Annotated in this window: 20 protein-coding genes and 1 tRNA gene; 4 read left to right on the top strand and 17 right to left on the bottom strand. The window is 71.5% G+C overall.

Features of this window, described 5'->3' with window-relative positions; translation table 11 throughout:
- Positions 1-53: 53 nt before the first annotated feature.
- Positions 54-326: a DUF8847 domain-containing protein gene (locus IEY79_RS02055; RefSeq protein ID WP_189105476.1), complete on the bottom strand. Its 273-nt coding sequence runs from the start codon at positions 324-326 to the stop codon at positions 54-56.
- A 258-nt stretch (positions 327-584) separates the two neighbouring features.
- On the opposite strand from IEY79_RS02055, the gene IEY79_RS02050 reads away from it, so the two are divergent.
- A complete protein-coding gene (locus IEY79_RS02050; protein ID WP_189105475.1) occupies positions 585-1,088 on the top strand; it encodes a hypothetical protein in 504 nt (167 codons plus the stop codon).
- Positions 1,089-1,130: 42 nt separating this feature from the next.
- Here IEY79_RS02050 and IEY79_RS02045 read toward each other — a convergent pair whose 3' ends face one another.
- The 8 genes from IEY79_RS02045 to ligD form a co-directional block, all read right to left on the bottom strand.
- Complete coding sequence (locus IEY79_RS02045; RefSeq protein ID WP_189105474.1) at positions 1,131-2,138, bottom strand: AurF N-oxygenase family protein; 1,008 nt, start codon at positions 2,136-2,138, stop codon at positions 1,131-1,133.
- Between the two features lie 213 nt (positions 2,139-2,351).
- On the bottom strand, positions 2,352-2,921 hold the full coding sequence (locus IEY79_RS02040; RefSeq protein WP_189105473.1) for a DUF3291 domain-containing protein: 570 nt from the start codon (positions 2,919-2,921) through the stop codon (positions 2,352-2,354).
- Entirely contained in the window at positions 2,918-4,024 is a 1,107-nt protein-coding gene (locus IEY79_RS02035) for an amidase family protein (protein ID WP_229700583.1), read from the bottom strand. Before IEY79_RS02035 ends, IEY79_RS02040 begins: the two co-directional genes overlap by 4 nt.
- Positions 4,025-4,032: 8 nt before the next feature.
- Positions 4,033-5,490, bottom strand: coding sequence for a penicillin-binding transpeptidase domain-containing protein (locus IEY79_RS02030; RefSeq protein ID WP_189105472.1), 1,458 nt, complete (start codon positions 5,488-5,490; stop codon positions 4,033-4,035).
- Positions 5,487-6,917, bottom strand: a complete 1,431-nt coding sequence (locus tag IEY79_RS02025; protein ID WP_189105471.1) for an FtsW/RodA/SpoVE family cell cycle protein — start codon at positions 6,915-6,917, stop codon at positions 5,487-5,489. Before IEY79_RS02025 ends, IEY79_RS02030 begins: the two co-directional genes overlap by 4 nt.
- 111 nt (positions 6,918-7,028) lie before the next feature.
- Positions 7,029-7,607: an SH3 domain-containing protein gene (locus IEY79_RS02020; RefSeq protein WP_229700560.1), complete on the bottom strand. Its 579-nt coding sequence runs from the start codon at positions 7,605-7,607 to the stop codon at positions 7,029-7,031.
- 153 nt (positions 7,608-7,760) lie between these two features.
- Entirely contained in the window at positions 7,761-8,147 is a 387-nt protein-coding gene (locus tag IEY79_RS02015; protein WP_189105470.1) for a zinc-ribbon domain-containing protein, read from the bottom strand.
- 72 nt (positions 8,148-8,219) lie between these two features.
- Entirely contained in the window at positions 8,220-9,104 is an 885-nt protein-coding gene (gene ligD / locus IEY79_RS02010; RefSeq protein WP_189105469.1) for a non-homologous end-joining DNA ligase, read from the bottom strand.
- 40 nt (positions 9,105-9,144) lie between these two features.
- Between ligD and ku the strand changes: the two genes are divergently transcribed.
- The gene (ku, locus tag IEY79_RS02005) at positions 9,145-10,188 is read left to right on the top strand and encodes a non-homologous end joining protein Ku (protein WP_189105468.1); all 1,044 of its coding nucleotides are present in this window, start codon (positions 9,145-9,147) and stop codon (positions 10,186-10,188) included.
- A gap of 183 nt (positions 10,189-10,371) precedes the next feature.
- Here the strand turns inward: ku and IEY79_RS02000 are convergent, their stop codons facing one another.
- A complete protein-coding gene (locus IEY79_RS02000) occupies positions 10,372-10,896 on the bottom strand; it encodes a hemerythrin domain-containing protein (protein WP_189105467.1) in 525 nt (174 codons plus the stop codon).
- Positions 10,897-11,075: 179 nt separating this feature from the next.
- Between IEY79_RS02000 and IEY79_RS01995 the strand changes: the two genes are divergently transcribed.
- The gene (locus IEY79_RS01995; RefSeq protein WP_189105466.1) at positions 11,076-13,763 is read left to right on the top strand and encodes an NPCBM/NEW2 domain-containing protein; all 2,688 of its coding nucleotides are present in this window, start codon (positions 11,076-11,078) and stop codon (positions 13,761-13,763) included.
- A gap of 441 nt (positions 13,764-14,204) precedes the next feature.
- Positions 14,205-15,422, top strand: coding sequence for an FAD-dependent monooxygenase (locus IEY79_RS01990; protein WP_189105465.1), 1,218 nt, complete (start codon positions 14,205-14,207; stop codon positions 15,420-15,422).
- A gap of 92 nt (positions 15,423-15,514) precedes the next feature.
- Here IEY79_RS01990 and IEY79_RS01985 read toward each other — a convergent pair whose 3' ends face one another.
- From IEY79_RS01985 to IEY79_RS01955, 7 genes are all read right to left on the bottom strand, one after another.
- Positions 15,515-16,252 carry an ABC transporter ATP-binding protein gene (locus tag IEY79_RS01985; RefSeq protein ID WP_189105464.1) on the bottom strand — a complete coding sequence of 246 codons (738 nt, stop codon included), beginning with the start codon at positions 16,250-16,252 and terminating at the stop codon, positions 15,515-15,517.
- A 12-nt stretch (positions 16,253-16,264) separates the two neighbouring features.
- Positions 16,265-17,113, bottom strand: coding sequence for an ABC transporter ATP-binding protein (locus IEY79_RS01980; protein ID WP_189105463.1), 849 nt, complete (start codon positions 17,111-17,113; stop codon positions 16,265-16,267).
- A complete protein-coding gene (locus IEY79_RS01975; RefSeq protein WP_189105462.1) occupies positions 17,110-19,200 on the bottom strand; it encodes a branched-chain amino acid ABC transporter permease in 2,091 nt (696 codons plus the stop codon). The genes IEY79_RS01980 and IEY79_RS01975 overlap by 4 nt, the downstream gene beginning before the upstream one ends.
- Position 19,201: 1 nt before the next feature.
- Positions 19,202-20,407 carry an ABC transporter substrate-binding protein gene (locus tag IEY79_RS01970; protein WP_189105461.1) on the bottom strand — a complete coding sequence of 402 codons (1,206 nt, stop codon included), beginning with the start codon at positions 20,405-20,407 and terminating at the stop codon, positions 19,202-19,204.
- Positions 20,408-20,507: 100 nt separating this feature from the next.
- Positions 20,508-20,918 (bottom strand): roadblock/LC7 domain-containing protein, encoded by a 411-nt coding sequence (locus IEY79_RS01965; RefSeq protein ID WP_189105460.1) that lies wholly within the window; start codon positions 20,916-20,918, stop codon positions 20,508-20,510.
- Complete coding sequence (locus tag IEY79_RS01960) at positions 20,915-23,347, bottom strand: sensor histidine kinase (protein WP_189105459.1); 2,433 nt, start codon at positions 23,345-23,347, stop codon at positions 20,915-20,917. Before IEY79_RS01960 ends, IEY79_RS01965 begins: the two co-directional genes overlap by 4 nt.
- Before the next feature lie 1,106 nt (positions 23,348-24,453).
- Positions 24,454-24,525: transfer RNA gene (locus IEY79_RS01955), tRNA-Arg, on the bottom strand.
- Positions 24,526-24,613: the final 88 nt, after the last annotated feature.

The raw sequence follows: 24,613 nt of genomic DNA, 5'->3' as shown, positions 1-24,613 counted from the left end.
TGACCGTGTATGGCCAGGGAGTTAGCGATCGGGTGGTGTCCGGGGCCGGTGGCTCAGCCGTGGTCGGGCTTGGACCAGGGCCACTTGAGCGTGCGCCGCTCGCGGCCCTCGGGGACGTACTCGTACTTCCAGCCGCGCTGCAGCCCGAGCCGCTTGGTGTACCCGGCGGGCGCGCGCCGGTACGCGAACACGGTGGGCGGCCCGCCGGCGGCGTCCGGCACCGGGACCTCGTACCACTTGGGCGGCTGCCCGGTCGGGCCCGTCAGCACGGGCAGTACGCGACCGTCGAGCGGCCCGCCGACAAAGACGGTCTCTTCGCTTCTCACCCCGCCAGTGTCTCGTGGCGCCCGGCCCGCGCGGAGGCCGGTCACCCCCGCGGCGTACGGGACCCGCCCCGCCGTCCTTCCCCGTCCCACCTTCGCGACCAGCGGCTTAGCGGTCCGCGCTGATCCGTTCGACGGAACCTGGCGCCACGGGTCGGCGCGCCGCTTGACGGCGTGTCTGCCTTTCATGAAGGCCACGGCCCGGTTTCCCGAGCGGGTGGCCGACGCCCGCACCGCGCCAAGGAAGCGGAGATCCTCACCATGCGCGTTGCTCGCGTTCTCGCCACCGCCGCCCTGTCCTCCCTGGCCCTGGGCGTGGGTGCGACGGCGGTCCATGCCGACCCCCAGCCGACCCTCACGGTGAGCCCGAGCCCGGCGCGGCCCGGCTCCCCGGTCACCATCTCCCTCGACGGCGGCTGCGACGCCAGCACGGTGACGGCGTCGTCCGGCGCCTTCACGGGCTCGGTCACGCTGACCGCGAGCTCGACGTCGGGCATCTACCGGGGCACCGCCACGATCCGCCGCGACGCCCGGGCCGGCACCCACTCGATCAACATCTCCTGCCCGAACGGCGGCCCCTCCACCTTCACCTTCACGGTCGCCAGGTCGGCGACCCCGTCCCCCGCCCCGACGAGGGGTGCCAGGGGCGGCCTGGGCGGCAGCGTCACCGGCATGGACGCGGCGAAGGTCGCGACCGGGGCGGGACTGGTGACGCTGGCGGCGGCGGGCGGCACACTCGCGCTGCGCCGCCGCGCCAAGCACTGACGGCCGCGCGGGTCACCGGGACCGGCGCTCGGCGCCGGTCCCTCACGCCAGCAGCCCCGACGCCTTCCAGAGCCGGCGCCCCGTCCCGCGCATCACCCCGATGTCGTCCAGGAAGTCCGTGAGGCGTTTCGCGCCCGACTGCATCACCTCTCGGCGGTGGCCGCTCGCGCGGACCTGGGCGACGGCCTCGCGGCGGTCCAGGCCCACGTTCTCGTAGACCTGGGGGTTCACGAAGCAGACGGAGAAGACGCGCGCCGCCTCACCGGCCGTGAGGCGGGTCAGCTCGCGTTCCCAGCGGGGGGAGGTGACCATCTGGCGGCGCAACTCCTCGCGGGCGTAGCGGACATGGCGGGCCTCCTCCACCACATGGATACGGGTCACGCCGCGTACGAGCGTCTGAACGCGCTCGTCCGGGAACGTCAGACGCTGCATCCAGTCCAGGATCTCCTCGCCCAGGAGTGTCGCGGCGAACGAGCCCGGGGTCGTGGAGACGGTCTTCAGCAGGCGCGCGGCGTTGTGGTAGGCGCGGGGCACGGGGTAGGCCGGGGCGCCGCCCTTGCGGATCATCTTCGCGAACATCATCGAGTGGCGGCACTCGTCCGCTATCTCGGTGAGCGCGTAGCGGACGTGATCGCTGGTCACCGACTTGTCGTAGATGTGCCTGACCAGCAGCTGCATCAGGATGATCTCGAACCAGATGCCGAGCGAGGCGAGCGACGCGGCCTCGTGGCGGGCGAGATCCATCCGCTGCTCCTCGGACATCCGCCGCCACAGCGGGGTGTCGTAGAGGGAGACGAGCTCCGGGGGCCAGAACCACTTGCCGGCCTCGGCCGGGGCGTCCCAGTCGAGGTCCTTCTCCGGGTCGAACGAGTGCTTGGCCGAGGCTTCGAGGAGACGCCGGGCGACCTGTTCGCGGTCGCGCAGCGGGCCGAGCGCGTCGCGCAGGAGCTGGATCTCGCGCTCGTCGTCGGAGCGGGGCTCGTCGGTGCCCGGCTCCGGACGGAGTCCGTCGCGCGTGGCCGTCACTTCGCGTTCGTGCGCTGCTGTCATGGCTGAGAGCACCTCGTGGCTGCGGTTACCGGGGGTACGATTCTCGACTCCCTTATAAGACTTCCTGTCAGCAGCTCACGTCAATCCCCTCCGCGTCACTTGTCGACCCGATGTCCGGCAGCGCGTGAACCCGCCGAATGTCCAAGGCTCATCAGCGAACGGTTCGCGGCCGGGGAGCGGGCCGAAGTCGCCGTGGTCGGCCGACGCGATCGCTCAGGGCGCCGAGGACGACGCCCCGGCCGGTGGCGCAACGCCGTCCGTCCGAGCGCCGGCCGGACGCCCGGCGGCCGTCTCCGGCGCCTCGTCCCCCGGCGGCCCGTAGGTTTTGCGCAGCGTGAACGCGTGCGCCGTCGGGCCGTGTTCGCGCAGGTGGAGCAGCCGCAGCTCCGCGTCGCGCGGAGTCGGCCGGGCCCCCGCCTCCACCCACCAGAGCGTGGTCATCGCCTCCTCCACGCGCTCGAACCACTCGAAGCGCCGAGCGAGCAACTCGCGGTGCCTGCCCGTGTACATGAAGGCCGTCAGAGCGTCCATGTCCCGCCAAACGGTGAGGTTCATGATCAGCCACCTGTCGCCGAGGACCGGTACGTCGGTGGCGTTTCCCGAGTCGCTCTGGAGCCGCCACCGGAAGCCGTCGGACCCGTCGGCGACCGCGTTCACGGGGTCGAGGGCGTCCACGAAGTCCTTCAACTCGGCGGATTCCAGCGGATGTCTGAGGCGGGCGATGTTCACCTGGGCGAGTTCGTACGCCGGGCCGCCGGGCGCCGTGGGAGAGAGTGTCGTCATGGGCGCACGATAGGCAGGACGGACTCGGCGGCACCCGCGATTTCGAGGAGCGAGACGTCCGCCCCGCGCCCCGCCACCAGTTGGAGACCCACCGGGCAGCCGTCCGGTGTGAAACCGGCGGGCAGACTCGCCGCCGGATGGCCGCTCAGGTTGAACGCCCAGGTCAGCGCCGTCGAGTAGACGTCAGGGCCGGGTCCCTCGTGGCCGTGCGGGCGGTTCGGTGTCACCGGGGTGAGCAGCAGCGGCGTACGCGCGAAGTACGCGTCGAGCCGCCGCTCGTTCTCCTCCCGGGCACCCGCTCCCGCCCCGCCGGACGGATCACCGCCGCGTACCGCCAGCCATGCCTCGCGCGGGTCGAGCAGCGACAGCGACGAGCCGGGGGCTCCGTCGAGCCGTACGACCCCGGCCGCCGCCAGCCGGCCCACCGCCGCCCGTACCACCACTTCCACCGCCGGATCGGTCCGCGCGAAACCGAGATCCGGCGAGTACGTGGCCGCCACCGGTGGTGACGCCCGCCCATGGGCCGCGGCGCTCGTTACGGCCCCGTCGTCCAGCACGCACCGCAGATACGTCCGCGCGTCCGCCACCCGCCGTGTCAGCACCCCCGCCGACGCCAGCCCCGTCCGGTCCGGCGTCGGCAGCAGCCCGTTCGTCGTCTTCAGACCGAACACCCCGCACCACGCCGCCGGGATCCGCACCGATCCCGCCCCGTCGCTGCCCGTCGCCAGCGGCACCAGACCGGCCGCGACCGCCGCCGCCGAGCCGGCCGACGAACCACCGGGGGTGCGGTCGGCGCGGTAGGGATTGACCGTACGGCCGTGGGCGCCCAGGCCCCACGTCTGCCAGTAGGTCCCCGGCCCCGGGACCGCCGTCGAGCCGACCGGCACCGCCCCCGCCGCGAGCAGCCGCCGCGCCGCGTACGAGCGGAGGCCCGTCGGGCCCTTGACCGCGAACGGCAGCCCCGCCAGCGGCAGTTGGCCCTCCACCGTGCGCGTCCGGTGCAGCGCGTCCGCGTGCCACACCTCGATGAACGCGCACAACCGCGGATCGATCCGGTCGATCCGCTCCAGCGCCTCACCCACCGCCCACCAGGATTCGCCCACCACGGGGATCAGTCTCGCAGCGCCGCCTCCATCACCGCCCGCGCGATCGGCGCCGCGTCACCGCCCCCGCTGATCTCGTCCCGCACGGCCTCCGCGTCCTCCACCACCACGGCCACCGCCACCGCGGGCCGCCCCGCGCCCTCCTCCTGGGCCCAGGAGATGAACCAGGCGTACGGCGTGCCGGAGTTGCCCACCCCGTGCTGCGCCGTGCCTGTCTTCCCGCCGACCGTCACGCCGTCGATCCCGGCGCTCGTCCCCGTCCCGCTCTCCACCACCTCGACCATCAACTGCCGCATCCGGTAGGCGGTCCGCGGTTTCATCGCCTGCCCGTAGGTGCGGTCGCCCACGCGGGAGACGATGTCGCCGTCGGCGGCGAGCGTCCGCTCCACCAGATGCGGATATCTCAGATCCCCCCCGTTCGCGACCGCCGCCGCGACCATCGCCATCTGGAGCGGTGTCGCCGTCGTGTCGAACTGCCCGATCGAGGAGAGCGCGAGCTGGTCGTCGCTCATCTCCTGGTCGAAGTTGGAGACCGCGACGCCGGAAGGGATCCTCAACCGCCGGTCGTTGAAGCCGAATCTGCCGGCCGCGTCCACCATGCCGCCGAGCCCGACCCGCACCCCCAGGCCGGCCAGCACCGAATTGCAGGACCACTTGATCGCGTACGCCAGCGACTCCTTGTCGCAGCCCCGCGCGTCGTTGGGAAGCGTGGTGCGGGTGCCCGGCAGGACGTACCGCTCGGGGACGTCCGTCGGCGCGTCCACGTCCTCGACCACCCCGGCGTCCAGCGCGGCCGCCGCCGTCACGATCTTGAAGGCCGAACCGGGCGGATACGTCTGCCGGATGGCCCGGTTGAGCATCGGCTGGGCGTCCGCGTCGTTGTACCGCCGCCACGCGTCGGTCACCGCGGCGCCCGTGCCCGACAGCCTCCCCGGGTCGTACGACGGGCTGCTGACCAGCGCGAGGATCTTGCCGGAGGAGGGCTCGATCGCGGCGACCGCGCCGCGCCTGCCGTCCAGTCCGGTGTAAGCCGCCCGCTGCAGAGCGGACTTGATGGTGGTGACGACCTTGCCGCCGGGCTCGTGGGCGCGGGTGATGTCGTTCCAGAAGGGCAGCGGGGCCAGCATCGGGTCGGTGCCGGACAGGATGCCGTCCTCGGCGCCCTCCAGCAGGCTCGTGCCGTACGTCTGGGAGGCGTAGCCGGTCACCGGCGCGTACAACGGGCCCTGGGTGTAGGTGCGTTCGAAGCGCAGTTGCTGACCGGAGTCCCTCGACCCGGTGACGGGTCTGCCGTCGACGAGGATCTGGCCGCGCGGCTGCTCGAAACGGTCGATGGTGCTGCGGCGGTTGGCGGGGTTGCTGTCGAGGGAGTCGGCCTGGATGACCTGGACGCGGGCCGCGTTGACGAGCAGGGCGACGAGGAGCAGCAGACAGAACGCGGCGGCCAGACGGATATGGCTGATCATCGTTCGCCGCCCGTCGTCGTCCCGCCCGAACTCCCCGTGTCCCTCGCGGGCCCCGCGATCACCGTCGTCGGCGCGATCACGCCCGTCTCCACCGCCTCGGGCCGCGGTCTGCGCGCCGAGTCGCTGAGCCGGATGAGCAGCGCCACGATCACCCAGTTCGTGACGACCGACGAGCCTCCCTGCGCCAGGAACGGCATCGCCATCCCGGTGAGCGGGATCAGCCCCGTCACCCCGCCCGCGATCACGAAGACCTGGAGCGCCACGATCGACGCCAGACCGACCGCGAGCAGCCGCCCGAACGGGTCGCGCAGCGCGAGACCGGCGCGGTAGCCGCGGGCGACGAGCAGCGCGTACAGCATGAAGATCGCCGTCAGCCCGATCAGCCCCAGCTCCTCGCCCGCCGTGGCGAGGATGAAGTCGGACTTGGCGGCGAAGCCGATGAGGACGGACCGGCCCAGGCCCAGCCCCGTACCGAACATGCCGCCGGCCGCGAACGCGAAGAGGGACTGGGCCAGTTGGTCGGGGCCCTCGCCCGCCTCGATGGAGGCGAACGGGTCGAGCCAGTCCTCGACCCGGCTGTGGACGTGCGGTTCGAGCCAGCCGACGGCGAACGCGCCGACCCCGGCCAGCAGCAGCCCGACGGCGATCCACCCGGTGCGCCCCGTCGCCACGTACAGCAGGATCACGAAGAGGCCGAAGAAGAGGAGCGAGGTGCCGAGATCGCGTTCCAGGACCAGTACGAGGACGCTGAGCAGCCAGATCGCGACGATGGGGCCCAGCACCCGGCCGGTGGGCAGTTGCAGCTTCCAGATCCTGCGGCCGGTGTAGGCGAGGGCGCTGTGGTTGGCCGCGAGGTAGGCGGCGAAGAAGACGGCGAGCAGGATCTTCGCGAACTCGCCGGGCTGGAAGGAGAGTCCGTCGATCCGGATCCAGATCCTGGCACCGTTCACGGCGGGGAAGAAGATCGGCACGGTCATCAGCAGCAGTGCGGCGACCACGGACAGATACGCGTACCGCTGGAGCACCCGGTGGTCGCGCAGCAGCACGACGACGGCGATGAACAGCGCGACACCGAGGGTGGACCAGACGAGCTGCGCGGGCGCGTCGCGCTCGCCGGGGGTCGCCAGGTCGAGACGGTGGAGCAGCACCAGTCCGATGCCGTTGAGCAGGACCGCGATCGGAAGCAGGAGCGGGTCCGCGTACGGGGCGCGGAGGCGGACCGCGAGATGCGCGACGAGGGCGAGCAGGCCCAGGCCGGCGCTGTGCCGGACGGCGTCGGGCGGGACGGCGTCGTTGTGGGCGAGACCGACGGCGACGTAGCCGAAGAGGGAGATGAGGACGGCGCACACGAGGAGCGAGAGCTCGACCCCCCGCCGCTTGGGGAGGCGTAGTTCGGGCGGGGGAGAGTCCGCCTTCGTTGCGGTCATGGAGCGCAACGTAGCAACCCGACATGCCTTATGTCCGCTTATGTAAAGACATAAGGCATGTCGGGTTCAGTGGGTCGGCTCCACCGGCTCCACCGGGCCGGCGCTACCGGATCAGCACCAGCGCGGCGACTTGCCGATGTTCTCGATGTACGCGGCCGAGACCCACGCCCAGGTGCCGTCCGCGAGGAGGTACCAGTGGTTGTTGCCGTTCACGTTGTCGCCCCGCGTCTTGCAGTGGATGAAGATGAGGGTGCCGTACGGGAGGCTGCCGACGACCCGGCTGCCACGGGTGGGCCTGTCGCGGATCAGGAGCCCGCTCCTGGCGGTGACGCGCCCCTTGTAGAAGTGGGAGCCGTTCGCCTCGGCGGCGGCCGCCTCGGCCGCCTCGGCGCGGGACGCCTCGGCGGCCTGCGCCACCTCGGGGTCGAGGGGCGCGGGGTGCTCCATGGCGGCGGGGTCCATGAGAGCCGGGTCCATGAGAGCCGGGTCCATCGAGGCCGGGTCGTCCATGCCGGTGTGGCCGTTGGAGCTGACCGGCGGCGGTGCCGGTACCGCCGCCATGGCGGGTGTCGCGGTCAGGGCCGCCACCGTGACGGCGAGAGCCGCGGCGTACGGGCCGAAGGAGCCCCGGGCGCGCTGGGGACGCGCGGAACGCCGGGCACGAGAGGAACGCAGGGAACGCTGGGACATGCGTGACTCCTGAAGTTCGGGACGGGGCGAGGAATCGACGGAGAACTGCCCGACGCTCGCCCGATTTACCCTAGTTTCGTCACGTTCTGTCCGCAACCGTAACTCTGCGTGCTCCGCGCACTCGGCGTACCCGCGGCCGCGTCCCCGCCCGCGTCAGTGCTGGTACGGGTTGCCGCCCTGGCCCGGCTGCTGTCCCTGGCCGCCCTGGCTGAACGGGTTCCCACCACCCGGCTGGCCGCCACCCTGGGCACCCTGCGCGAACGGGTTGGCGCCGTGCTGCTGGCCGCCACCCTGCTGGGCCTGCGTCGCGCTCTGCGCGAGCAGCTGCTCCGCCTGCTCGTTGGGCACCCGGTGCTCCACGCCGCAGAACGTGCACTGGGTGTAGTGCTTCGTCGAGTACGGGAACAGCGGCACGAAGAAGAGCGTGAACTTGGAGACGCGCTTGCGCAGCGTGTGCGCCGACGGATTGCCGCACTGGCCGCACACGAGTGTGAGTATCGCCAGCTGGTAGATGTAGCCCTTGGTCCCGAAGATGATCATTGGTGATTCCTTCTCTGCTGATGACGCTCATGACTGGCGCACCCCCATGGTGCATGCCGGTGACGGCGGCTGTCAGGGCAGACGTCCCGCCCGGTTGAGATTGATCAGCGGGCCGAGGAGATCCCCGTACCGCTCCAGCCGCCCCGCGATGTCGCCGACGCGGAAGACCAGCTCCTCCGGCGCCGAGCAGTTCCCCACCTCTTCCCAGGACACCGGGGTGGAGACGGTCGGTTCCGTGCGGGCGCGCACCGTGTACGGCGCGGCCGTCGTCTTGGCCGCCGAGTTCTGGCTGTGGTCGACGAAGACCTTCCCGGGGCGCAGTGCGCGGGTCATCCGGTGGACCACCAGCTCCGGCAGGTCGGCCTGGGCCTCGACCGCCAGCGACTTGGCGTACGCGGAGACCTCCGGCGACGGTGTCGGCTCCAGTGGTACGAGCAGATGCAGGCCCTTCGAACCGGACGTCTTGGCGTACGCGTTCAGCCCGTCGGCCGCCAGCCGTTCGCGCAGCCAGAGCGCCGCCTCGCAGCACTCCACGACGGTGGCGGGCTCACCGGGGTCCAGATCGAAGACGATCCGGTCGGCGCGGGCGGGGCTGTCGAACCGCCACTGCGGGGTGTGGAACTCCACGACCAGGTTCGCGGCCCACATCAGTGTCGCCAGGTCCTCCACCAGCACCTGCTCGGCGATCTGGTCGGCCGACCGCGGCACCGTCGCCCTACGGACCCAGGAGGGCGTGCCCGGCGGCGGGTTCTTGGTGAAGAAGCGCTGGCCGGCGGGACCGTCCGGGAAGCGGAGGAAGGAGACGGGGCGGCCCGCCAGATGGGCGAGCAGGGCGCCCGCGGCCGTCGCGCAGTAGTGCAGGACCTCGCCCTTGGTGGTGCCGGTGGCCGGGTAGAGGACCTTCTCCAGATTGCTGAGGGCGATCCGCCGCCCCTCCACCTCCGCGATTGGCGTCATACGATGAGAATCCCACGAAATCCGATGTAAGGGATTAACCGTGCGATCCATCTGGAACGGCGCAATCTCCTTCGGTCTGGTCAACATCCCGATCAAGCTCGTGAACGCCACCGAGAGCCATTCGATCTCCTTCCGGCAGATCCATTTGGCGGACGGCGGCCGGATTCGTTACCGGAAGGTCTGCGAGCTCGACGAGGAGGAGGTCACGTCCGCCGAGATCGGCAAGGCGTACCAGGACGCGGACGGTTCGATGATCCCGATCACGGACGACGATCTGGCCCAGCTCCCGCTGCCGACGGCGAAGACCATCGAGATCCTCGGATTCGTGCCCGAGTCATCGATCGATCCGCTCCAGGTGGGCTCGGCGTACTACATCGCGGCTAACGGCGTGCCGGCCGCCAAGCCGTACACGCTGCTGCGTGAGGCCCTGAAGCGGAGCGAGAAGGTGGCGATCGCGAAGTTCGCCCTCCGTGGACGCGAGCGGCTGGGCATGGTGCGGGTCCTCGGCGATGTCATCGCCCTGCACGGGCTGCTGTGGCCGGACGAGATCCGGCAGGCGGAGGGGGTGGCGCCGGAGACCGACGTCAGAATCCGGGACGCCGAACTCGACCTGGCCGACGCCCTGATGGACACGCTCGGCGAGGTCGAACTTGAGTCGTTGCACGACGACTACCAGGAGGCCGTCGAGGAGCTGATCGCCTCCAAGGCGGCGGGCGGCGAGGTGAGGGCGCCGGAGGGGGCGGGGCGGGGCGAGGGCAAGGTCCTGGACCTGATGGCGGCGCTGGAGGGCAGTGTGCGGGCGGCGAAGGAGTCGCGGGTCGAGAGCGGCGGAGGGGGGAAGGAGGGCGCGGAGGTGACGCATCTGCCCAGCCGCGAGAGAGCGGCGGGCGGGAAGAAGACCGCCTCGAAGTCGACGGCGAAGTCCGCGTCGAAGTCCGCCGCCAAGACGTCCGGGACAGCGGGGAAGAAGACTCCGGCGAAGAAGACGGCCGCCAAGAAGACGACGGGCAAGACCGCCGCGAAGAAGACCACCGCCAAGAAGTCCACGGCGAAGAAGACGCCGGCGAAGAAGCGCTCCGCCTGAGAGCCGGCCGGCCGAAGACCCGGCTCCGACCGGACGGTTCCGCCGGTTCCGCCCGGTCCACGACGGCCGGCGCGGCGGGGCACCGCGCCGTAGGGGCGGGCGGAGTACCCCTCGTACGAGAGTGATCCCGCGTCTCGCAGGGCGGTCCCAGCCGCCGCGGCCCCCGCCCCGCGCGCCGCCGCGCTACCTTCCGGACGCTTCCCGGCCGCGGCGCGTCTCCCGCAGGGCGAAGTCGTCCGGCAACGGCGTCCCGAGCGCGTTGAGCGCGTCGACCAGCTTCTTCTCCTCGTAAGTGAAGTGGGACTCCACCAGCGCGACGAGACCGTCCAGTTCACCCCGCACCGAGCGCGCCTCGGCGGGGCTCGGCGCGGGCCGGATGCCGTCGACGAGGTCCTGGAGCCGGCCGAGCATGCCGGTCACCATGTGGTGGTCGTGCGCGAGCTGTTCCAGTACGGGCGCCAGCTCGGGGAACCGCCGTGCCATGGCTGGGAAGACGGTCTCGTCCTCCGCCGTGTGATGCCGGGTCAGGGCGGAGCAGAACGCGAGGCAGTGCGCCTGTAGCTCGCGCGGGCGCGCACCCTCGCCCGCGAGGTAGTCGTCCACGTCGTCCTGAAGCCGGGCGAGCTCCTCGCGGAGCCAGATGTGCACATCGATCAGTTGATTGCCGAACGCCGCGAGACGGTCGTCCGGTGCCGAGTGGTTCCCCATGTCCGCATCGTATGCGGGTTATTGATTCTGTTGGATTCTGTGCGACAGACCCTGGCGGTTCCGGGGAATTGCGGTGGACAATCCGGGGCGCGGGCGCCCCTTCAGGCTCAGCCCTGTCATCACCAACTCGCGCCCCATGTTTGCCCGTTGGGCCCGGCTCCGAGTGAGAGGGACAAGCGATGACGAACAGCAGACCGACAGCGGCGAATCGATGGCGTGCCGCGTGCGCGACCGCGCTCGCGGGGGTGCTCTGCCTGGGGACCCCGGCGGCGGCTCGGGGGGATGCCGGTGACAGCCGCCCCGGCGGCTCCGCCTGGACCGTGTCCCGTGGCGGGCCCGCCGCCACCGTACGCCTCGACCCCGCCGACGGCTCCGTCACTCTCGCCGTACGCGACGGGGGCCGCACCCTTGTCGAGCCCTCGCCCGTCGGCATCGTCACCGAGGACGCCGACCTGACGCACGGGCTGCGCCTGGTGGACCGGAAGGACCGGAGGGTCGCCGAGCGGTACACCACCGTCGTCGGCAAGGAGCGCCGCCGGACCGTCGACATGGCCGAGTCGCGCTTCACCCTGGAAGGGGAGGACGGGGCCCGGGTCGACCTCGTCGTGCGCGCGGCCGACGACGGGGTGGCGTACCGCTATGTGCTTCCCGCGGGTCCGGAAGGCGGCGCCGTGCTGCGCGAGGCGTCCGGCTTCGTCCTGCCGGACGACGCGCCCGCCCGGCTGAGCGACTACTCGGTCAACTACGAGCAGCCGTACGACGGTACGACCGCCGCCGGCGCTCCGAGCGGGCAGTACGCCTACCCCGCGCTCTTCCAGGTGGGCGACGACCACGTACTGCTCTCCGAGGCGGACGTCGACGGCCGCTACCCCGCGAGCCGGCTCGTCCACACGGCGGGCAGCGGCGGCTACGACGTCGCCCTGGCCGACCCGTCCGTGCCCATGCCCGCCGAGGGACCCCTCGCGACCCCCTGGCGGACCGTGATCGCGGGTGATCTGGCGACCGTGACCGAGTCCACGCTCGTGGACGATCTGGCCCCGCCCTCCCGGGTCGCCGACACCTCCTGGATCCGCCCCGGCACCGTCGCCTGGTCCTGGCTCGCCGGCTTCGGCGCGGCGCAGCGCAGCCTGGAGACCCAGCAGCGGTTCGTGGACTACGCGGCGGCGCACGGCTGGGAGTACTCCCTGGTGGACGACGGCTGGAACACGACCGACTGGATGCCCCAGCTGATGGAGTACGCCGAACGGCGCGGCGTGGGAGTCCTGTTGTGGATGCACTGGACCGATCTCGACACCGCCGCCGAGCGCACCGAGCAGCTCGACAAGGTCAAGAAGTGGGGCGCCGCCGGACTGAAGATCGACTTCATGGACTCCGACTCGCGCGAACGCATGGGCTGGTACGACGACATCCTGCGGGAGACCGCCGACCGCGAGCTCATGGTCAACTTCCACGGCTCGACGCTCCCGCACGGCATCCAGCGGACCTGGCCGCACGTCATGACGATGGAGGGCGTGCACGGCGCCGAGCAGGGCGACGTCCAGGCCGACGACATGGCGACGCTGCCCTACACCCGCAACGCGGTCGGCTCCATGGACTTCACCCCCATGGGCTTCCAGTTCGGCACGCGCAACAACACCGAGGCCGCCGAGCTGGCGCTCTCCGTGGTCTACGAGTCCGGGTTCCAGAACTACGCGGGCAGCGTCGAGGCGTACCGGGCCCGGCCCGAGGTCGCGCGCTTCCTGGAGCAGGTCCCGACCGTCTGGGACGAGAGCCGACTCGTCGCCGGGGCGCCGGGCGAGGCGGCGACCTTCGCCCGCAGGAACGGCGACCGCTGGTTCGTCGGTTCCATCCGCGCGGGTGACGCGGGTACGGAGCGGGTGCCGCTGACGTTCCTGGGAGCCGGCTCGTGGCGGGTCGACGTGGTGCGCGACGGCGCCGACGGGCTGGTCAGGCACAGCCAGGTGATGAACCGTCATGACGCGCTCACGGTGCCGGTGTTGGCCGACGGCGGCTTCGCCGCGCAGATCTGTCGCGCCGTACCCGGCCGGGGCAGCTGCGACCGGCCGGTGGACACGGTGCCGGTCGGCACACTGACCGTCACCCCCGCCAGGACCGACGCCCGGCCGGGAGAGACGGTCGGCATCGAGGCGGGCTTCGTGCTGGACGAGGCGGGCCCCGCCGAGGACGTGAGACTCGGCGCCCGTACCCCCGACGGCTGGGCCGTCGACGGCGCCGGCGCGACGGCGGACGAACTGGCCGACGGCGCCGGACTGTCCGCGTCCTGGAAGGTCACGGTCCCCGACGACCCGGCGTACGGGACGACCGAGATCCCGGTCACGGTCTCCTACCGGGGCCCGGACGCCCGGCGCGGCGCGCCGCCGCTGACGGTCGAGCGCACCGTACGTGTCTTCGTGGCGCGCGAAGGCACCGTGTACGTCAGCGCGTTGCCGTTCGTCTCCGAGAAGAACGGCTGGGGCCCGGTCGAGCGCGACCTCTCCAACGGCGAGAGCGGCGCGGGCGACGGCGGCCCGCTGCGGCTGGGCGACACCACGTACGACAAGGGGCTCGGGGTGCACGCGCAGTCCGAGGTGACGATCGATCTGAACGGCGCGTACGGCCGCTTCGCCGCACGGGCCGGCATCGACGAGGAGAAGCCGGACAAGGGCTCGGTGGTCTTCGAGGTGCTCGGCGACGGCCAGGTGCTGGCCCGCAGCGGTGTGCTGGGACCGACGGACGCGGCGCACGCGTTCGACGTCGACGTGAGCGGGGTGCGTCAGCTGACGCTGCGTGTGACGGACGGCGGCGACGGCATCGACTCCGACCACGGGGACTGGGCCGACGCCCAACTGCTGGAGAAGAAGGCGTAGTCACGTTTCCGGACGGGCCGCCGCTCGACGGCCCGTCCGCCCCCCCCCGGCTCCCGGGCCCCGCTACGGGCCCGGCGGGTCCGGGACGAAGACACTCAGCCGGTACGTGGTCGGCAGCCGGGAGACCGGCCGCGGAACGTGTCGGGCCGGACCATCGCGGGGTCCTTCACCCGGTGCTCGGCGATACGGCGCCGGACCTCGGTCCGCCACCGCGCCTCATCGGCGGTCTCGAAGACGACCGCCCAGCGGCCCGGCCCCAACTCGGCTTCCGAGGGGCCCCGTTGCCGCGCCCGACTCCCGCGCTTCCGCTGTCCCGGCACATGTCCGGCTTCGCGATTCCGGGGCTCCTGTGCAACGCAAGCGCGTACGTCGCTCGAATAGGATTTCACCCCAGTGTCACCACCAGCAGCACCAACAACTTCAAGTGAGTGGAGAAAAGGTATGCGTGGAGGCAACGTCGCCGTGGTCGGCGGCAGCATAGCGGGGTGTGCCACGGCTCTGGCCGTGTCTCGTGGCGGAGCCGAGAAGGTCACCGTCTTCGAACGGGCCGACGCCGAACTCCGTGACAGGGGCGTCGGAATCGCCCTCCACGACGACCGCTACAAGGAGCTGGAGAGCGCCGGCTACGTGGCGCCCGAGATGCCGTGGGCGCCGCTGACCCGCCGCGTGTGGAGCGTGCGGGACGGCGAGTCGGAGTACGGACGGGCCGTCGGCGAGCAGCCGTTCCCCTTCCGCGCCTACAACTGGGGCTCACTCTGGAGCGAGTTGCGGGGCCGGGTGCCCGAAGAGGTCACCTACCGCTCGGGAGCGCTCGTCAGCGAGGTGGAGCCCGATTCCGACGGAGTGACCCTGCGGCTCGCCGACGGGCAGAAGGAACGTTTCGACGCCGTGGTCGGCGCCGACGGATACCGCTCCGTCGTGCGGGACGCCATGTTCCCCGGCCGCGGCGCGACGTACGCCGGCTACATCGGCTGGCGCGGCACGTCCGCCGACGTCGCCGATCTCCCCTCCGACGGCAACGACGCGCACAACGTGGTCTTCCCCGGCGGCCACTGCATGATCTACCGCATCCCGGACGGCGTCGGCGGCCACCGGCTCAACTGGGTCCTCTACACCGCCCCGCCGGAGTCCGAGGGCCTCCACCCCGACCTCAAGACGCCGACCTCGCTGCCGCCCGGCCGGCTCAACTCGGAGCTCACCGCCTACCTGAGGGCCCTGGTGGCGGACAACTTCCCGCCCTACTGGGCGGCCAGGGTGCTGCGTACGCCCGCCGAGACCACCTTCATCCAGCCCATCTACGACCTGGAGGTGCCGCACTACACCTCCGGTCGGATGCTGCTCGTCGGCGACGCCGCCAGCGTCGCCCGGCCGCACATCGGCGGCGGCAGCGTGAAGGCGCTCCAGGACGCCAGCGCCCTGGAGACCGCCGCGGTGGCCGGGGGAAGCTGGAAGGAGGTCCTGGAGTCGTACGACATCAGCCGTGGACCCGTCGGCGCGGCCATGGTCGCGCTGGCCCGCAGGATGGGCAGCGCCCAGGTCGAGAACACCCCGGACTGGAGCGCGATGGGCCAGACGGAGTTCAACGGGTGGTGGCAGGACCAGAACAGCGGCTCCGACCGCGGCAGCGGCTTCGGAGGCCACCAACTGAAGCGCCCGTAGCGGAGCGAATTCTGACGACACGTCAGAGAACTTCGGGCGGGCCGCACACGCGGCCCGCCCGTCGCCGGCGGCACTCGGACGGGCCGGGTGACTCAGCGCGCGGCGGTCCGTACCGGAGTCAGCTCCAGCGCCTCGTGCAGCGCCGTCGGATCGGTCCGCGCGTCGGCACCGTCCACCCGCAGGGTCACCCGTCCCGACGTGAGGACCGTGACCGTACGGGCGCACTCGGCGGCCTGCGCCGGGCTCGGCGAGACCAGCAGCACCGCGATGCCCTCCTCCGCCAGCGTGCCGACCAGCTCGTAGACCTGCTTGGCCAGCAGAGGTGCGAGCCCTTCCGTGGGCTCGTCCAGCAGGAGCACGCTCGGCGAGCCGAGCAGCGCGCGGGCCAGGGCGAGCATCTGCTGCTCGCCGCCGGACAGATCGGTGCCCCGGTTGCCCCGGCGCTCACCCAGCCGGGGGAGCAGCTCCAGGACGCGCTCCGGGGTCCACCGGCTGGGCCGGGACGTGTCGCCGCGGCCCGGCGGGCGGTAGGAGAGCCGCAGATGCTCCGCGACGGTGAGCCCGGCGAAGACCCGGCGGCCCTGCGGTACGAGACCGATCCCGGCGCGCGCCACCTTGTGCGCGGGCTGCCCGGTCATCTCCCGGCCGTTCAGCCGCACCGAGCCCGCGGAGGGTCGGATGAACCCCGCCACGGTGTGGACGAGGGTGGTCTTGCCCGCCCCGTTGTGGCCCACGATCGCGTGGACGGAGCCGGCGGGGACGGTCAGGTCGAGGTCGTGCAGGACGGTGCCGCCGTGGTAGCCCGCCGTCAGACCGGTGAGTTCCAGCATCGGTTGGTCGCCTCACCCTCTCGCTTCTGCTGTGTCGCGGACTCCGTCGGGGGCGGCCTCGGGCGCGCCGTCACGGTCGGCCCCGATCTGGCCGGCCGCGGTGGCGTGGTACGCGTCGCGGACCTCCGGATGCGCGAGCGCCTCCTTGGTCGGCCCGGTGATCAGGACCCGCCCGGCCGCCAGCACCGTCACCGTCTCGGCGAGTTCGGCGACGACCTCGACATGGTGCTCCACCAGGATGATGGCGACGCTCGAAGGCAGCCCGCCCAGGATCGTGAGCAGACGGCCGATGTCGCCGTCGGTCAGCCCGGCCGCCGGTTCGTCCAGCAGCAGCAGCCGCGGGTCGCCCGCGAGGGCCGCCGCGAGGTCGAGCATGCGGCGCTGGCCGTGGGACAGGTCGGCGGCGGGACGGGCGGCCGAGTCGGCGAGGCCTACGGCCTCCAGATGGCGGGTGGCGGACTCGGCGTGCTGCCGGTAGCGGGAGGGCCGCCACCACGCGCCCCGGCGCAGCGGATGGTGCCGCCAGCCCGCCAGCACGATGTTGTCCAGCACCGACAACTCGCCTATGACGGACGGCTGTTGGAAGCTGCGGGCGATGCCGAGACCGCTCCGCCTGGCCGTCGCCGTACGGGTGATGTCGGTGCCGCCCAGGGCGATGGTGCCGTGATCGGGGCGGTCGGTACCGGCGATGAGGTTCAGCAGGGTGGTCTTGCCGGCGCCGTTGGGCCCGATGACGGCGTGCCGTGCTCCGGACGGCAGCCGGAGGCTGACGTCGTCGACGGCGGTGAGGCTCCCGTACCGCCGGGTGAGGTTCTTCAGGTCCAGCACAGGCGCCGTGGACGGTGCGGTGGTGGCTGTCATGGGGCGACCTTCCCGGCCGGAACGCTGTCGTGGTCGGGCGGGAGTTGGTCCGCCTTCGCCGCTCCCCGCCCGCCGGGGCCGGAGCCGAGGCGCAGCCCGGCCAGCCCGCGCGGCAGCAGGTAGACGGCGGCGACGAACAGCGCGCCGAGCAGCAGCGGCCCGTGGCCGGGCCACGAACTGGCCACCCAGTCACGGGTGAAGACGATGAGTCCGGCACCGAGCAGGGCGCCGATGACGGAGGTGCTGCCGCCGATGACGGCGGCCAGCAGCGCGAACGCCGCGATCTCGAAGCCCACGTCGGCGGGGGAGAGGTACTGCTGGACGGTGACCATCAGCGAACCGCCGACCCCGGCCAGCGCCCCCGCGCCGATGTGCGCGATCAGCAGGTAGCGCCCCACCGGGTGGCCGGACGCGCGCATCCGCGCCTCGGCGTTACGGGTGCCGGTCAGCAGCTTGCCGGCCGGCGAGCGCAGTACGAGCACGGTCACGACGACGGAGATGACGGCGACGGCGAGCGCGTAGTTGTAGACCTCGCTCTCCTCGACCATCCCCTCCCCGCCGAACAGCGCCTGGGTGGGCGGGAAGCCGACGAGTCCGTCGGCGCCGCCGGTGAGGGACTTGAGCTGGTTGATGGCAGCGCTCGCCAGCTCGCCGATGGCGAGCGTGATCATCAGGACCGTGGTCCCCCGGGCCCGGATCACCGCGGGCCCCGTCACCAGCGAGAACAGCGCGGCGGCGATCGCCGCGACGACGATCTGGACCGGGCCCGCCGTCCAGCCGGCGTCGGCGAGATTCGCGGTGGCGTACGCGCCGACGGCGAACGGCGCGGTCTGGCCGAGGGTCGGCAGCCCCGCGTAACCGGTGAGGATGGCGACGCTGATCGCCAGCAGCCCGAGGGCCAGCGCGGAGCCGGCCAGCGAGAGGGTGTACGCGTCGAGCAGCGTCGGCAGAGCGATGAGCAGGACGAGCAAGGCGAGCAGCGGCGCGGCCTTACGGCCCCGCGCGGCGAGGCCGCCGTCGTCCCGGCCGCCGCTGAGCAGCCGCCGCAGCGGCCCGCCGCTCGCGGACGGTACGGGCTCCCGCCTGTCCGCGACCGCCTTCTCAGCGACCGCCTTCTCGGCGGTCGCGGTCGCGGCGCGCCGCCCCGAGAACGAGGCGGAGAGCCGACGCCGCAGCCACGCCACCGGGTCCGAGCCGCCGTCGCCGCCGCCGTGCGCCCCCGCCGTCGCCGGCTCGGTGAACTGGGACCGCAGGATCAGCACGGCGGCCATGGCCGCGAACAGCAGGTACGGCGCCAAATCCGGCGCGAGGGACACACCGAGCGTCTGCACCTCGCCGACGGCGATCGCCGCGAGCAGCGTCATCCACAGCGACCGCAGCCCACCGAGCACGACCACGACGAGCGAGAGCATCAGCACCGTGTCGGCGGTGCCGGCGCCCGGCCCGATGATGGGCGCGCCGAGCACTCCGGCGGCCCCGGCCAGCGCACCCGCGGCGGCCAGGACCCCGGTGTGCACCGCGCGTGGGCTGTGCCCGGTGGTGGCCAGCATCTGCGGGTCGTCGGCGGAGGCCCGTACGGCCGCCCCCACACGGGTGCGGGTGAGCACCCACGTACCGAACGCCGCGAGCAGCACGGCCATGAGGATGAAGCAGAGCCGGTACGCGGGGTACCGGTGACCCAGCAGCGTCACCGAGGAGTCGAGCGCCTCGGGGACGCGTACCGGCAGGTCGTCGGCCCCGAAGAACTCGATCAGCAGATTGCCGCCGATCAGGGCCAGTCCGAACGTCAGCAGTGCTTGCGCGAGATGCCCACGACGGGCCAGGGGAATCGTGGCCGCGGACAGACCGGCACCGGCGGCGGCAGCCGCCGCGGTTCCGGCCGCGAGTCCGACGGCGAGACCGCCCCAGGTCCCGTCGCTCAACTCGGCACCGGTATAGGCACCGATCGCGTACAACGTGCCGTGCGAAAGGTTCAGTACGCCCGCGGTGCCGAAGGCGAGACTCAGGCCGGCGGCGACGACGAACAGCAGCAGCCCGTAGGCCACCCCGTCCACCGCCGGCACAAAGTGGGCATCAAGGAGATCCATTTCAGCTGCCGAGCGTCGCCAGGTCCTGGACCATGACGTTGGCCAGCTGGTCACCGTCCTTGCGCACCTGGCGCAGGTACCACTGCTGCACCGGCGAGTGCGCCTTGTCGCCGAACTCCCAGGCGCCGCGCGGGCTGTCGATCTGGCCGAGACCGCCGATGGCCTTGTTGATGGTCTCCGGCGTCACCTCGCCCTTCTCGCCGGCGTCCGCGATCGCCAGGTCCAGCACGGCGGCCGCGTCGTACGAGGCCATCGCGAAGGTCGTCGGCTGGGTGTCGTGCTTGGCGGTCCAGTCGGCGGCGAACTTGCGGTTGGCCTCGTTGTCGAGGTCGGCCGCGTAGTTCAGGACCGAGTAGACGTCCTTCGCCGCGTCGCCCTGCGCCTGGAGGACACTGCCCTCGGTGACGAAGGCCGTGTACAGCGGCAGATCGGCGACGTCGGACTGCGCGTACTGCTTGGCGAAGTCGATCGCGGCCTTACCGGCGTAGAAGCAGTAGACCGCCTTCGCGTCCGTCTTCGCGATGTCCGCGAAGTACGGCATGAAGTTGGTGGTCTTCGGGAACGGCGTCCACTTGGTCTCGCCGTCCGGGTTGGCGAGCTTGCCGCCGACCTTCTTGAACTCCTCGGTGAAGCCGCGCAGTTCGTCGTAGCCACCCTGGTAGTCGGGGCCGATCGCGTAGACCGGGCCGTCCACCTTCTCCTTGATGTAAGGGGCGATGGCCTTGCCGGGCTCGTCGGAGAGGAAGCTGGTCGTCCAGACGTACTTCATGTCCTTGACCGGCGGGCGGGCGTTCGACCCGAGCAGCGGGATCTTCGCCTGGTTGATCAGCGGCAGCACCGCGTTGACCGAACCGCCGCCGACGAGACCGGTCAGCGCGTCGACCTTGTCCTTCTTGATCAGCTTGGTGGCCGCGGGTACCGCGGTGGGCGGACCGTCGCCCTCGTCGGCCACGACCAGCTCGGCCTTCCGGCCGCCCAGCTTGTTGTCATGGGTGGCCAGGTACAGCTCGAAGCCCTTGCGCAGCTCCGTGCCGACCGCCTCGTACGTACCTGACAGCGACGCCACCAGGCCGATCTTCACTGTGTCGTCGCCGGCGCCGCTGTCGCTGCTGCACCCGGTGACGGCTGCCAGACCGAGTGCGATGGCGGCTGCGCCGACCGGCCGGACTCTGCGGCGGCCTCGCGGGAGGGATATGTCGAAGAACATTGAGGGCTCTCATCGGGAGGAATGAAAAAACGGACGGAATCGAGCGGGCGGAACACGTACGGCGGAAGAACCGGACGATGGGGCTTGGACGACCCGGACGTCAGCGCGAGGGCTGGACGTTCGCGTCGCCGCGTACCTGGGGAGTCAGGGAGTCGCCGACCTGGTTGATCAGTTCGGACATCATGTAGCTGACCTCGCCGATGTCCGCGTCCCTGGTGGTCGTCACCAGCAAGGACGCGCCGCTCGACACGGCCATCGAGAACATGTAGCCGCCCTCCATGGCGGTCAGGCTGTGCTCGACGGGATCGGTGTTGGTCAACTGGGCGGCCGCGGAGAGCAGGTTGACGACACCCGACGCGATGGCGGCGAGCCGGTCGGCGTCGTCACGCTCCACCCCGGTGTAGGCCAGCGCCAGTCCGTCCACGGACACGGCTATCGCCTGCGTGACCTCCGGAATACGTCCGGCGAAGCCGCTCAGGATCCAGCTGAGGTCGGTGGGTGAGGTCGTCATTTTTTGCTCCGTTGGGTGTCGTCGTCAGTGGCGGAGCGCCCGCGGTGGCTCGTGCTCCTGTTGATCCCCTGTGCGTAGGCCGCGAGGACGTCTGAGACTTGCCGGGAGTCCCGGCGGCGGGCCGGCTTGGGTGCCCCGCCGGATCGCTGGTCGGCGCCGTCGCGCTTGCCCAGCTTGGGCCACTGCTGCGGCGTGTTGCGCTGCCGCAGCGGCAGTCCCGAGGAACTGACTCCGGCGATCCGGGAGACCGGCTCGGCGTGGACGGGGTGCTGGGACGGCTTGTTGGCGCGCTCGCGCTCGTCGCCCTGGGGGTTGCCCCTGGCGTCGCCGCGTGAACTCCCCGGACCCCGCGAGTCGGTCGACCCGTTGGATCCCTGAGACCCGCCGCCGGGGGCGGCCCCGGCTCCGGCCGGGCTGTAGTCGCCCGCGCCGACGGTCTGCCGGCGGCCGAGCTGTCCGGGCGCGGTGATCGGGCGCGGTGCCTCGTACCGCACACCGGGACGCTCCCCGGGCGCGCCCTGCGCGGGCGGCGTCGTCTCCTTCGGAGCCGGCGCCAGCACGTTGGCCGGCAGGGTGACCTCGGCGATCGTGCCGGGACCTGACGAGTCGCGCAGCTCGACGACGATGCCGTGCCGGGCGGCGAGCCGCGCCACCACGTGCAGACCCATGGAACGCACGTCGCCGATGCCGGACTTCGGCTCCAGCAGACCCTTGTTGAGGGTGGCGCGCCGTTCGGCGGTGATGCCGACGCCCTCGTCGACGATCTGTACGACCGCACGGTCCCAGAGCCGCCAGACCGCGACCCCGACCTGCTTGTCCGGGGGCGAGAAGCGCGTGGCGTTGTCGAGGAGTTCGGCCAGGATGTGCGCGACGTCGTGGACCACGCGGGCCGCGATGCCGATGCCCGACTCGATGACACCGAGCGAGACCCGGTCGAATCGCTCGATCTGCTGCGCGGCGGCCACGATCACCGTCGAACAGGAGATGTCCGCGGACCGGACCCGGCCGTGGCCGTAACCACCCAGCACCAGAAGGTTGTTGGTGTTGCGCTCCATGCGGATCGCGAGGTGGTCGAGCGCGAAAAGGATCTTCATGCGCTCGGGGTCGGCCTCGTCGCGCTGCACCGCGTCCAGCTCGGACACCATGACGGTGGTCAACTGGGCGCCCCTGCGGGCGACACCGACCAGCGTCTCGGCGAACTGCTCGTGGATGTGGGCCTGTTGGGCGGCCAGACGTACGGCCTCGTGGTGGACGGCGTTGAACGCCTCACCGACCTCGCCGATCTCGTCCAGACCCGTGGTCTTCACCGGGTTGCCGGACCGTTCGGCGACCTGCTCGGGCGTGGCACCGCTGAGCGCACCGGGTTGTGACAGGTCCGTCATCACCCGGGGCAGACCCGTGTGGGCCACCTCGTGGGCGGCGTTGCGCAGATCCCGCAGTCGGCGGATCATCACGCGGCCGAGCCGGACGGCGACGACGACGGCACCGATGAGCGTGAGCAGCACCAGCGTCACCTCGCCGCCGGCCAGCCAGGCGAGCGTGGTGCGCGTCTCGGTGACCGTGCCGAGCACGGAGTCGTCGATGCGCTTCTCGACCGAGCGCAGCAGGGTCAGCCGGTCGGCCGACGCCTTCTGCCACTCCTCGGACTTGACGGTGAGTTCCTGGTCGGGCGCGGTGCGGCCCACCTCGTCCTCGAGCCGGCGCGCCTCCAGGGCCTTCGTGCCCGAGAGCGTGCGCTCCAGCCAGGTCCGCCACTGCTGCGGGCCCAGGTCGAACAGCACGCTGGTCGCCTCGGTGTAACCGAGCCTGGTGGCGTCGAAGGTCCGCTTGGAGGCCTGGGTGAAGCCACCCGTGGCCTGCGCCCTCATCACCGCGACCTGCTGCTGGCCGATGTGCTCGGAGGCCCGCGACAGCGCCGCGGCGGCACGGATCCGGTCGGCCACGTCGGAGTCCACGCCGTCGGCCTGCGCGATTCCGTCGCGATAGTCGATGAGGTCGGCGATCACGATTCGGTAGCCGAAGGTCAGCGCGGTGACAGTGCTTCCTCCGGAGCGCACCTGGGCGCGCAGGGAGGGCAATTCATCGATGAATTGGTCGATACGGTCCAGAGCGCGCTGCGCGTTGCCCGGTACGGACGACAGGCTTCCGCGCTGAGAACGGAATTTGGCGACACTCTTGTCCGTCGCGTTGGAACTTTCGCGGAACGCGTCCGTATCTCCTTGAGTGGAGACCAGTGCGGTCGCGGACGCTCGCTCGCGCTGCAGATGGTGGGTCAACTCGCTGACGGACGAGGCGACATCGACCATGGCAGTGAGCCGGTTGGCCTGGAGCGCCTGGTTGGTCGCGGGAGCGAGGGCCAGCACCGCGAAGGTGACGGCCACTACGAGAGGCACGGTGACCAGCAGGACAAGGCGACGATTGATTTTCACTGCGCGGCTCCATCGCCGGAACCGGTGCTGAGTATCGGTGACACGCAGATACCTATTAACGGGTTGGGGGGTGTCGGTGGGGATCGCGAGTAGAACGTGTGCAACGTTACGGAAGGGACTGGCGAGGCCCCCGTGGCGCGGCTTGATCCTATGCTGTAGCACCTCGTTGCGGACGCGTTCATCCGCGAAAAATGACGGTGCCCAAGCGGCCACGAACGATCCAACTCGGCCCGAAAACAGCGCAGAAGAGGCCCGCGGATCCGTAAGCGGAATCAACGAATCGTTTCAACTCCGCACCCCTCGCCCCAGCCCACCGGCATATGACCGCCCCCCTCCGGACGGCCACCGGAATGTCCGCCACCGCGCTCCGGCGTGGCGACTTGACTGAAGCCCCAACTTCCGGAATGTCATTGCGGAAGGGGAAGATCACAGGGGTTTCAACTGGCGTCTAGGGGGCGGCATTTCGGTCGCCCGGGGACAAGCCGCAGTGGCCATGTGCCGCGCGGGTGAGGCGAGTTGGGGGTTCGCGCGAGGGCTCCGCGGGGCAGAACCGGTCGACTCCGGCGTCGCGGGAAGGGGGAAAACAAGACTGTCCTGATCGGTGTTTCCACTGGCCCCGAAGGTCTGTCCGCAATCGGTCATGGCGGGATCCGAACGCACGCGTCCGGCTCCGGAAGCCATCATTCCGCGAGGAGATCGCGTGGAGAAGCCGTGTGCGACCTGAGAGTGAATCAGTGCGAAGTGTGGAGTGACGTAAGTCACGTTACATCTGGCGGAGTTTGAGGAGTCCGCCCAAAGCCCCACCGCAGCTCATACGGTGACAACACCGGGCGTTCGGCCCGCCACGGGGCGGCGCCGAGAGGTGACGGAGGCGAGAGGCCCGACCGGCGACGCGCGGCACGGCCGAGGAGGGCGACGGCTCACGAGGGGGGGCACCCCGGACGGACGGGCGGCCTCCGGCGAACGGCATCCGCCCGACGCGCGCGGCACCTCACCGGGGCGCGACGCGCCCGGCGCCGGTCACGGAGAGTCGCCGGGCATGACAAAAGACCCCCTGATCCGGCGTCTCGCCTGATCAGAGGGTCTTTATGGCACCTGAACCACGGTGCCCCCGGCAGGATTCGAACCTGCGCACCCGGCTCCGGAGGCCGATGCTCTATCCCCTGAGCTACGGGGGCGTGTCGCCGTGGACCTTGGCGACAGGTGAAACCCTACCAGCCCTCATGGGGTCGTCGTGAACAGGTATTTGGCGTGGTGGGGGCGAGC

The sequence above is a fragment of the Streptomyces camponoticapitis genome (assembly GCF_014646115.1).
GTDB classification, from domain to species: Bacteria; Actinomycetota; Actinomycetes; order Streptomycetales; family Streptomycetaceae; genus Streptomyces; species Streptomyces camponoticapitis.
This window is presented reverse-complemented; position numbering and strand designations above follow the sequence as displayed.

Bases quoted from the DNA above. Each gene is read 5' to 3' on its own strand.
- ligD (WP_189105469.1), bottom strand. From the start codon at position 9,104: ATGACGCCAATCGCGGAGGTGGAGGGGCGGCGGATCGCCCTCAGCAAT.
- IEY79_RS02030 (WP_189105472.1), bottom strand. From the start codon at position 5,490: ATGATCAGCCATATCCGTCTGGCCGCCGCGTTCTGTCTGCTGCTCCTC.
- IEY79_RS01970 (WP_189105461.1), bottom strand. From the start codon at position 20,407: ATGTTCTTCGACATATCCCTCCCGCGAGGCCGCCGCAGAGTCCGGCCG.
- IEY79_RS01985 (WP_189105464.1), bottom strand. From the start codon at position 16,252: ATGCTGGAACTCACCGGTCTGACGGCGGGCTACCACGGCGGCACCGTC.
- IEY79_RS01975 (WP_189105462.1), bottom strand. From the start codon at position 19,200: ATGGATCTCCTTGATGCCCACTTTGTGCCGGCGGTGGACGGGGTGGCC.
- IEY79_RS01990 (WP_189105465.1), top strand. From the start codon at position 14,205: ATGCGTGGAGGCAACGTCGCCGTGGTCGGCGGCAGCATAGCGGGGTGT.
- IEY79_RS02040 (WP_189105473.1), bottom strand. From the start codon at position 2,921: ATGACGACACTCTCTCCCACGGCGCCCGGCGGCCCGGCGTACGAACTC.
- IEY79_RS02015 (WP_189105470.1), bottom strand. From the start codon at position 8,147: ATGATCATCTTCGGGACCAAGGGCTACATCTACCAGCTGGCGATACTC.
- IEY79_RS02045 (WP_189105474.1), bottom strand. From the start codon at position 2,138: ATGACAGCAGCGCACGAACGCGAAGTGACGGCCACGCGCGACGGACTC.
- IEY79_RS01995 (WP_189105466.1), top strand. From the start codon at position 11,076: ATGACGAACAGCAGACCGACAGCGGCGAATCGATGGCGTGCCGCGTGC.
- IEY79_RS01980 (WP_189105463.1), bottom strand. From the start codon at position 17,113: ATGACAGCCACCACCGCACCGTCCACGGCGCCTGTGCTGGACCTGAAG.
- IEY79_RS02020 (WP_229700560.1), bottom strand. From the start codon at position 7,607: ATGTCCCAGCGTTCCCTGCGTTCCTCTCGTGCCCGGCGTTCCGCGCGT.
- IEY79_RS02050 (WP_189105475.1), top strand. From the start codon at position 585: ATGCGCGTTGCTCGCGTTCTCGCCACCGCCGCCCTGTCCTCCCTGGCC.
- IEY79_RS02000 (WP_189105467.1), bottom strand. From the start codon at position 10,896: ATGGGGAACCACTCGGCACCGGACGACCGTCTCGCGGCGTTCGGCAAT.
- IEY79_RS02025 (WP_189105471.1), bottom strand. From the start codon at position 6,917: ATGACCGCAACGAAGGCGGACTCTCCCCCGCCCGAACTACGCCTCCCC.
- IEY79_RS01965 (WP_189105460.1), bottom strand. From the start codon at position 20,918: ATGACGACCTCACCCACCGACCTCAGCTGGATCCTGAGCGGCTTCGCC.